Here is an 8,380-nt window from a genome sequence, read left to right on the forward strand (position 1 = left end):
ATCAACGATCTCGCCGACAACGAGAGCGATCAGGCCGTCGCCAGCGCCGTCATTTCATTGGGTCAAAATCTGCATCTGAGGGTCATTGCCGAGGGTGTCGAGACCGACGATCAAGTGGCCTTCTTGCGCAAGAACAATTGCGATGAAATGCAGGGCTATCATTTCAGCAAACCGATCTCCGCCGAAGCCATCATGAAATTGCTCAACGCGCCCGGCAACCCGATGTAAATTCCCAACACGAGAAGGGAGGGATTCACATCGCCGGGGATCCGGTCAAGCCGAGGTGGCAGGCTCACGGTCGACGCAAATAGATGGCCGGTCCGTCCGGACCAGCCATAGGACTGTAGCTAGGGCTACACGCGCGAGCCGTCCCGCGCAGTGCGCTGTCCAGCCGCAGTCGTGTATGTCAAATCTTCGGCGCGGAGCGTGGCAGAACCATGCCTTTACAGGTGAAGCTCAACAGACTCTTGGATGATCGAGGCCTAGTGACTACGCGCGATCAGATCGAACGCTAGGAGCAGCAGGGTTGTTGCCTGGTTTCAGAGGAAGGGTTGATGGTTGAAAGAGAGAAGTTGGAACTGGAAGCTCGCCTTCTCGCACTCGAACTGGTTGTCGCCAGAATCGCAGCAATCCAGCTCATCTCTATGCAGCCTCTGTGCGGCTGCAGGGGCTGCAGAAAAATCGGTCCCGGCTAACGTGAAGGCACTCTTGAAAGCGTATGGCACGCTCAACGGCTTATGCCGCGGGCGGATTTGGGGACAAGGCCGCAACCATGCGAGCATGCGAGGACCGAGAAGCAGTCGGTGCGAGACTGGCCGCGGCCAACTGGTGCTACGGCAAGCGTGGTCAGTACGGCTACCAAATGAAGTGGCATAAATGCACGGGCACGTCGCTGCGCCCTGGTGACTGATGATGCGGGGGCGAATGTGCGCAATGCTGAAAGCATGAGGGGACTTATCCTAGCTCTGATGGCGATGCTGGTGGTTGGGATCATACCGGCCAAGGCAGACGATGCCACTTGCCACTCGGTCGGCGGCAATTTGTTGGGGAAGTCTGTTACAGCTACACGGCGTGCCACGTTGAGCGGAGACCGCCTCACATGATCGGCATGGCCGCTAGCCTCCTGATGGCCGGGCTGGCGGTTGGCGCTGGTGCTGCCGGCCCTGCTTACGCGATCACACCATTCGAGAACGGACCGCCTTACCCTACCTCAAGATGGCGGCGGACTCTTGAGCCCGTCACTGGCCGGCGCCTTTACCCAAAGCCCCCCGCCCAACGGGCGCCGGCCAACTTCTTGGCAAACTTATGCAGCCTTCAGATTAATCACCCGCATCACTGCGACCACGGTTCCATTATTCGTAGCAGCCTCCTTCGTGCTACCCTTGCCGCAGCTCCATACGTCGCCTTCCTTGGCCGTGAACTCCATGTCCCCGGCCGTGACCTGCAGCTCGCCTTCAGTGACCGTGCAAACCATGTCGTCCGCCATGACGTCCTCCAACGGGCTAGATCCCTTTGGCTGATAGACGACGTCTTCCATGGCAATTTTCTTGTACCCCTTGATGTGGGAGTCTCGTGTTCCCAGCTCGACGAGCCGAACGCCGGGAAAAATCTCTTTGCCATCAGTAGGACCGTAGGCCTTGGCCGCAACTGGAGTGGGCTTTGCGACCAATAGCGGGGCGGCCAACGAGGTGGCATCAAGGGCGGGAGCATTACGTTCATCTTCATAACATCCATCCTCCCTGAGTTAGTCCGCCCACAACCGGGCGAACCTGGCATTTTACGCGCCCGTGCAGCCAAATAGTCAAACAGAATTGAGCAGCCCCATGCAGCCCCCAGCAGGCCTATCCAGCGTTTCAATGGGTACGGGACGGGGCCGTGAACTGACCGCTACTTCCGCACGATCCATTCCAGCAACTCGGGATCGACCTTCGCTATGCCGGTGAACTCGCGGACCATTTGCGAAGCGTACTCCCGCCATCGATGTTCAGGGATGTCCGCTTCGAGGACCGCTTTGTGGAACGCGCTTCGTAGGATTTCGCTATCGAGCGCAGACACCCTGGCGCGTGACATTTCAGGCTCCCGCACATAGGCGAAAGCACTGCCAGCTTCCAAGCGTCCGCAATGCCCTCTGTTCGATACGGACGACTTGGGCATTATACGCCGTACAGCCAAACTCGCGAGTCACACGAATTTGATCGCTAAATTTAGCAACTGCGCATGGAATAATTTGAGCAGGAGGGGCGTTCCTTTCCTAGACGATGGCGGGCACGGCAAGAGGGATATTTTCGAATGTCCCTTTGTGGAAAACGCCAGACCTGCTGCGGCTCGTTCTGGCTTAGCTCAAAGGAGTCCAGATATGAAAACGCACGCGCTTGTGATTGCTGCCACAGGGGCATCGCTCATTGCTTTCGCTGGCCTTGCAAAGGCGGACGACCATCTGTTCAATGCTCTTCAGCATGGTCTCAGCAGCGACGGCCAACCCTTCCATGAGAACACGGCCGGCCACAGCGGTGACCTTGCACCAGGTCAGGGCAGCCCGTTTGCAGGTGTCGATACTCAGACACCGGCCACCGATACGGAAGCCGCCAACGATCATGCGAACGTAAGAAGTCGCCAACCTAAATGAATATGGGATACCCGCCGGAGGGGGCGGGTGACCATCTGTAGCCGGTCGGCCGATAGCGTCTGCTGAAAGCTCGCGCCACGGAGCTATCCCGGCTCTTCCCGAAAGTCTTGTAGCGAGGCATGCCGCAAGTCTTCCTCGCCCCGTAGGTGCTTCACACGGCCGATCAGCCCAGGCTTGACCCATTGCGTCGCCGGCCGCTTCATGCCCTTCGGTGCCGGCCCAGAATGCTCCTGAACGCGCTCCCAGAGGCGTTCGCGCATCTCCCGATTCAAGGTGATGAAGACGGAGCCGACATAGCGGCCTGTGCCTCGCTCGGCCATCAGGGCAAAGGCAGGCTTGCCCGCATCTCGCTGGACCCCAAGCAGCTCTAACTCACTGATGGCGTAGCACTTCGCTTTGGATTGCGCCGCGCCTTGACGATCAGATGCGCGACGCGATAGGCAAGCGTATTGGTCTCGCCGGAACCCGCACCCGCGATGACGAGCGCGGCCCGGCGATCCATCCTTCACCGTGCTTGAGATAAGGGTGGTGCGGCGGATCATCTGGAAAGATGAGGACTGAGGAGGGCGCTCTCGGCCCGCTCGTGTCGATGAATTTGCGACCTCAATCTGAGTGACCTATGCTCAAGCAATGCAACATCTCAGTTCGTTGACCGCCAAGCCCCCGCATGGATATTCCGACAAAGAACTCGATGCCTTTGTCAAGTTGGTTGTTTCGGAGGGCGAAGTTTCCCACTATGGGCTGCTTGAACGCATCAAGGGCGCGCGGGGCCTAGTCATGCTCTATGACGGTAAGAAGCTGGTCGGAACTGCGGCGATTAAAAATCCAGAGCCGGACTATCGAACCGCCGTCTTTGCCAAGTCGAAATCAAATGCGGACGCCGCCGCCTACCCAGTCGAACTAGGGTATGTGGTCGTTGCAGAAAGCCATCGCCGTCATAAATTGGGCTGGCGTCTCGTCGACGCGGCGCTGTCATTCGCAAGCGGATCAGCCGTGTTCGCTGCAACACGCAGCAATAATGCCGCCATGCGGCGAATCTTGCCGGCTCGCGGTTTCACGGCCAATGGGTCTCCCTACCCGTCCACTGAACATCCCGGTCAGGAAATTCATCTGTTCCTACGTGGGTAAGCGCCCTGAGGACCGATCCTGGCCCTATAGCCCGAGCACGCGGTCTTGTTCGACTTGCGGCAGAAAGCTTAGGATCCCTCGAGGAACGACTGCAGCGCCAACCGCGCCGATCCGCCTTGCCTTGTTCTCGTCCGAGTCGAGCGCAGCGGAAATCGATCTAGCGCAGATCACTCCTGGCCTTGAAGCGTGCTGCCTCTTCCGAACCGCGGGTGGCGTCGCCGGCGCTGTAGGAATGCGCGCCAGCGCCGGCGAGCTTGCCGCCATCGACGATCAGATATTCCTCACGGATCGGCCGGCCTTCGAACCAGCATTCGAGAATTTCGCGGGTGCCCGCGGCGTAGCGCGCCTGGGCGGAGAGCGACGATCCTGAAATGTGCGGCGTCATGCCGTGATGCGGCATCGATCGCCACGGATGATCCTTGGGAGCCGGCTGCGGGAACCAGACGTCGCCGGCATAGCCAGCGAGTTGGCCACTCTCCAGCGCGCGGGCGATGGCGTCACGATTGCAGATCTTGCCGCGCGCCGTGTTCACCAGATAGGCGCCGCGTTTCATCCTGGCGATCATCGTCTCGTCAAAGAGGTTTTCCGTCTCCGGATGCAGAGGCGCATTGATTGTCACCACGTCGCAGACGCCGACCATGGATGCGGGGTCCTTGTGGAAGGTGACGCCAAGCTCTTTCTCGACCGCCTCAGGCAGGCGGTGGCGATCGGTGTAGTGCAACTTGACGTCGAACGGCTTCAGCCGGCGCAACACCGCGCTGCCGATCCGGCCGGCACCGACGGTTCCGATCTGCATTCCCTCGATATCGTAGGAGCGTGCGACGCAGTCGGCGATATTCCAGCCGCCTTTCACGACCCACTGGTAGGACGGGATGTAGTTGCGCACGAGCCCCAGGATCATCATGACCACATGCTCGGACACGCTGATCGAATTGCAGTAAGTCACCTCGGCGACCGTGATGCCGCGGTCCATGGCGGCCTGAAGATCGACATGATCGGATCCGATGCCGGCGGTGATCGCAAGCTTCAGTCTGCTTGCCTTGGCTATTCGTTCTTCGGTCAGATATGCCGGCCAGAACGGCTGCGAGATCACGATTTCGGCGTCAACGAGTTCGCGTTCAAAAATGCTGGCGGGACCGTCTTTGTCCGAGGTCACCACCAGGCTGTGGCCCGCGCTTTCGAGAAATTTCCTCAGGCCGAGTTCGCCCGACGCGCTACCGAGCAAGACCCCCGGTTCAAAGTCGATGGCCTTCGGCGTGGGAAGTGTCTGGCCGCCGGGATAGCGGTCGAGCTTTGGCAGGCCGTCCCGCGCATATTTTGTCGGATAACCGTCGACCGGATCGTCATAGAGGACGCAAACGACCTTTGCCATTGTGTATCTCCCTTCGTCTGACAACGAAAAGGAAAACGCTCTGTTCTTAACGCTGCCGGCCAACGATGGTCGGCACGGCGATGCTCTGTTGAATTGCTGGTGGGAGCAGACTCATCTGCCGGCGCTTCCTCATTCGGAAAGTTGTGCGCTATTGCGTATTACATGGAAGACCCGGGCATGGTTTCAAGTGCTGCGGGCGGCACTGGTGCAGCGTTCGAGTCAGACCGCGCGCACGGTCTGCTGACAACAAATGCTTGATGCGGACACTTCAGAATTGCCGAGGTTGGGCACCGTGCATCATGATCACTGACAGGCTCCGACTTCGCAGGCCTCAAGGGCTTCTGCATCCCCTCAAAGATTGCACAACCTGTTAGTCAGCGCTTATCAAGCAGAGGAATCTCGCATCGCTTGCCGCTCAGACGGTATTGCTAAGCCAGTTCGCAACGCTCACCGATGTCACCTACAAGGCTAGCCTTTCCACAATGCGGGCCGTTTGTTGCCTTTTTACAGAAGATACGAAAACGCCGCTCGACCGGAAGGGAGCGGCGTTTACCAAGTGTGGTGTCCTACCCTAGACGAAACCCCGATTTGGTCGGGGCCGTCGGACTTGAACCGACGTTTCCAGCTTGTTCGCTATCAGTCTATAGGTGGTGTTTTCCTGTCGTCCTTGCAAGCGCCATCGGCGCAGCTTTGCAGGGTGTGCAAGGATAGTCGGAGTCGATACAATTCCATCCGAATTCCGCAATTGAACGACCGCTGCTTTCCGGCTTCCGTGACGCGCACACTCGCTGGTTCTGCCGTGAACGTCATTATCGCTTCTCCCCTTTGTTGGGCGAAAGCGTGGTGGTCTCTTCCACTCGCCGGCTTGCCGGGAAGGTGCAGGCGACCATCGATATATAGTGTGCCGGTTTGGTACATACGACTCAATTTGAACTCGTTGGCAGCCTTCATGACGATGAAGGCCGGACTGTTGATCAGGTCGTGCGCCCTGAGCAGACGATAGACCGAAGCCTCATCGACGCTCGCCGCCGGTATCGGCGTCATGAAGTTCGAGCGGGAATACTTCACCATGCCCTCGACCTTGCCCTTGTCGTTCCCCGGCGGGAGCGCACTAGCCGAAGAAGCTCTTTAATCAGTGATCCCACAATATCTCCTGGAGCATTTCCTCGACCGAGTACGGCGAAATTCCAAGTTCTCCAAATCCCGGCATCTCCGGCGATGACACGTTGTCGACCTGCATCAGTTCCACTTGATTCCGAGTGACGGGCGGGCTCGGGAGCATTTCGGCGAACCAAGCCAGCGCGTGCCAAGCGGCAAATGGGATTGGAATCAGTTTGGGCTTAAGACCGGCTTCGTGCGCAACGGCTCTGAGAAATTCCTTGTAAGAGTAGACGCGAGGACCGCCGCACTCATACGTGATCGCATGCGTTTCCGTCCCCTGCAGCACTCTTGCGGTCGCCTCTGCCACATCGCCCACATAGGCCGGCTGCAATCTCGTCAGGCCGCGACCGAACATCGGATAGATTGGAAGCCGGCGGAGAAGTTTGAGGATAATCGTGAGAAACGCGTCATCCGGTCCGAACATCACCGCCGGGCGGATGATAGTGGCGTCAGCAAACGCGGCACGCACCACCAGTTCGCCTTCGCCACGCTTGCGGATGTAGAGCGACGGCGAGGCAACATCGGAGCCGATTCCTGAAATGTGAGCGAGCCGTTCGACGCCAGCTCGGTGTGCTTGAACTGCAACCCGCCGGGCTGACTCGACATGCACGGAATGAAAGGTCTCCTGTCCCTGTTCGACATAAAGACTGACCGCATTTACAACACCGTAAGCACCAGCAAGTGCATCGGCGATCGCCCGCTCATCGTGGATATTGGCTTCGACCGATTGAAGTTGCGGATCATCAGAACCAAACAGCTTCTTGGCCCGTTCCGAATGTCTTGATGCGATCCGAACGAAAAACTCACCATCGCGGAGACGCCGAACAACGCGGCGGCCGAGAAACCCGGTTCCACCGAACACGGTGACGACGCGATGGTTCATGGCAGCCATGGCTTAGACTTTGTCAGCTCATGTCGGCCGTCTCGACCCGGCGGTTCAGGTCATGTGGGCGGCACGCCTACTGACCACTATCTACCACTTGGACTACCTCGTACAGATTGGGGTAGATCTCATCCGTCAGCTGATCGAAATGACGCCACTCCTTGCGGAATTCCGGCGACTGATGAGCCAATCGCAGCAGGTCGCGATTCTGCCATTGGACGTAGTTGACGATGCGCCGCCCGTCGAGGCTGCGATGCAGGCTGATTGAGATGAAGCCAGGCTGGCGCGTCATAAAGCGCGCTCGCTCGGTCATGACGGACAATGCCTCGGCCTGCTTGTCCGGTTCAGAATCGACGATGGTGATTTGGGTGACGGGCTGATTGTCGGTTCGGATGTGTGGCATAGACGACCTCACTTGATTGGCAATCGATTTGCCGTGTCACTGCTGGCGGTCGAGGGCCGCCCCGAGCGATCGAGCACCCGATCGATCTTGCTCGCCATGATGAAATCGTTCTCGTGCAGTCCTTTGATCTTCTTGGTGCTCAGGGAAACCGTCACATAACCCCAGCCGAAGCTGATGTCGGGGTGATGGCCCTCGGTTTCGGCGAGCTCACCGATCTCCTGAACAAGGGCGAGCGCGTCCCGGAAATTGCGGCATCGAAAGCTCCGCTGGATGCAGTGGGCATCGCCACCCAGCTCCCAATCAGGAGCCTGTGCCTGGAAGCGTTGGGCTTCATCACGCGTGAGCGGCGGGACGCCGCCGCGACAAGGCGTACATGTTTTCTCGGCAAGAGTGTCGGTCATGTTCTTGTCTCCAAGACCATTTTTAGCAGCAAAAACGACAGCGACGAGCGCCTATCGATCGATCTCCCCGAACGCGATGTCGAGCGAGCCGATGATCGCCAAGATATCGGCTCGCATGTGCCCGCGTGCTGGCCTTCCGTCGTGCTGGCTATAGTTTCAGGCGCCGCTCAGTAGTCCATTCCGCCCATTCCGCCCATACCTCCTGCGCCACCCATGGCGGGCGCATCCTTCTGCGGAATGTCCGCGATCATTGCTTCAGCGGTGATCAGGAGCGCGGCAATCGAGCCGGCATCCTGCAGTGCCGTGCGCACCACCTTGGCCGGATCGACGATGCCGGCCTTGATCATGTCGACATAGACCTCGTTCTGGGCATCGAAGCCCTGATTGTGATCCTTGCTGTCGGCGA

At 58.9% G+C, this 8,380-nt stretch carries 10 protein-coding genes and 2 pseudogenes; 3 read left to right on the forward strand and 9 right to left on the reverse strand.

The features are described from left to right. The coding region (locus tag ACFX5Q_RS34355; protein ID WP_404284982.1) for an EAL domain-containing protein at positions 1–228 on the forward strand (228 nt) is incomplete at its 5' end. 1,075 nt (positions 229–1,303) lie between these two features. Here ACFX5Q_RS34355 and ACFX5Q_RS34360 read toward each other — a convergent pair. Beyond that, positions 1,304–1,537 carry a hypothetical protein gene (locus ACFX5Q_RS34360; RefSeq protein ID WP_404284984.1) on the reverse strand — a complete coding sequence of 78 codons (234 nt, stop codon included), beginning with the start codon at positions 1,535–1,537 and terminating at the stop codon, positions 1,304–1,306. A gap of 350 nt (positions 1,538–1,887) precedes the next feature. Then, positions 1,888–2,070, reverse strand: a complete 183-nt coding sequence (locus ACFX5Q_RS34365) for a hypothetical protein (protein ID WP_404284986.1) — start codon at positions 2,068–2,070, stop codon at positions 1,888–1,890. Positions 2,071–2,356: 286 nt separating this feature from the next. Between ACFX5Q_RS34365 and ACFX5Q_RS34370 the strand changes: the two genes are divergently transcribed. Further along, positions 2,357–2,626 carry a hypothetical protein gene (locus tag ACFX5Q_RS34370; protein ID WP_404284987.1) on the forward strand — a complete coding sequence of 90 codons (270 nt, stop codon included), beginning with the start codon at positions 2,357–2,359 and terminating at the stop codon, positions 2,624–2,626. A gap of 391 nt (positions 2,627–3,017) precedes the next feature. On the opposite strand, the pseudogene ACFX5Q_RS34375 reads toward ACFX5Q_RS34370, so the two are convergent. Further along, a pseudogene (locus ACFX5Q_RS34375) lies at positions 3,018–3,178 on the reverse strand (UvrD-helicase domain-containing protein); the annotation flags it as partial. A 60-nt stretch (positions 3,179–3,238) separates the two neighbouring features. Between ACFX5Q_RS34375 and ACFX5Q_RS34380 the strand changes: the two are divergent. Then, entirely contained in the window at positions 3,239–3,754 is a 516-nt protein-coding gene (locus ACFX5Q_RS34380; RefSeq protein WP_404284988.1) for a GNAT family N-acetyltransferase, read from the forward strand. A 157-nt stretch (positions 3,755–3,911) separates the two neighbouring features. On the opposite strand, the gene ACFX5Q_RS34385 is transcribed toward ACFX5Q_RS34380, so the two are convergent. The 6 genes and pseudogenes from ACFX5Q_RS34385 to groEL all read right to left on the reverse strand — a co-directional run. Further along, the gene (locus ACFX5Q_RS34385; protein ID WP_404284990.1) at positions 3,912–5,126 is read right to left on the reverse strand and encodes an NAD-dependent formate dehydrogenase; all 1,215 of its coding nucleotides are present in this window, start codon (positions 5,124–5,126) and stop codon (positions 3,912–3,914) included. Between the two features lie 636 nt (positions 5,127–5,762). After that, positions 5,763–6,197, reverse strand: coding sequence for a hypothetical protein (locus ACFX5Q_RS34390; RefSeq protein WP_404284992.1), 435 nt, complete (start codon positions 6,195–6,197; stop codon positions 5,763–5,765). Between the two features lie 61 nt (positions 6,198–6,258). Then, the gene (locus ACFX5Q_RS34395) at positions 6,259–7,179 is read right to left on the reverse strand and encodes a complex I NDUFA9 subunit family protein (protein ID WP_404284994.1); all 921 of its coding nucleotides are present in this window, start codon (positions 7,177–7,179) and stop codon (positions 6,259–6,261) included. A 67-nt stretch (positions 7,180–7,246) separates the two neighbouring features. Continuing rightward, a complete protein-coding gene (locus ACFX5Q_RS34400; RefSeq protein WP_404284995.1) occupies positions 7,247–7,573 on the reverse strand; it encodes an antibiotic biosynthesis monooxygenase family protein in 327 nt (108 codons plus the stop codon). An 8-nt stretch (positions 7,574–7,581) separates the two neighbouring features. After that, a complete protein-coding gene (locus ACFX5Q_RS34405) occupies positions 7,582–7,974 on the reverse strand; it encodes a 4a-hydroxytetrahydrobiopterin dehydratase (protein ID WP_404284997.1) in 393 nt (130 codons plus the stop codon). A 167-nt stretch (positions 7,975–8,141) separates the two neighbouring features. Then, positions 8,142–8,380, reverse strand: a pseudogene (groEL, locus tag ACFX5Q_RS34410) (chaperonin GroEL); the annotation flags it as partial.

This window comes from Mesorhizobium sp. IMUNJ 23033 (assembly GCF_044778005.1).
Lineage (GTDB): Bacteria > Pseudomonadota > Alphaproteobacteria > Rhizobiales > Rhizobiaceae > Mesorhizobium > Mesorhizobium amorphae_A.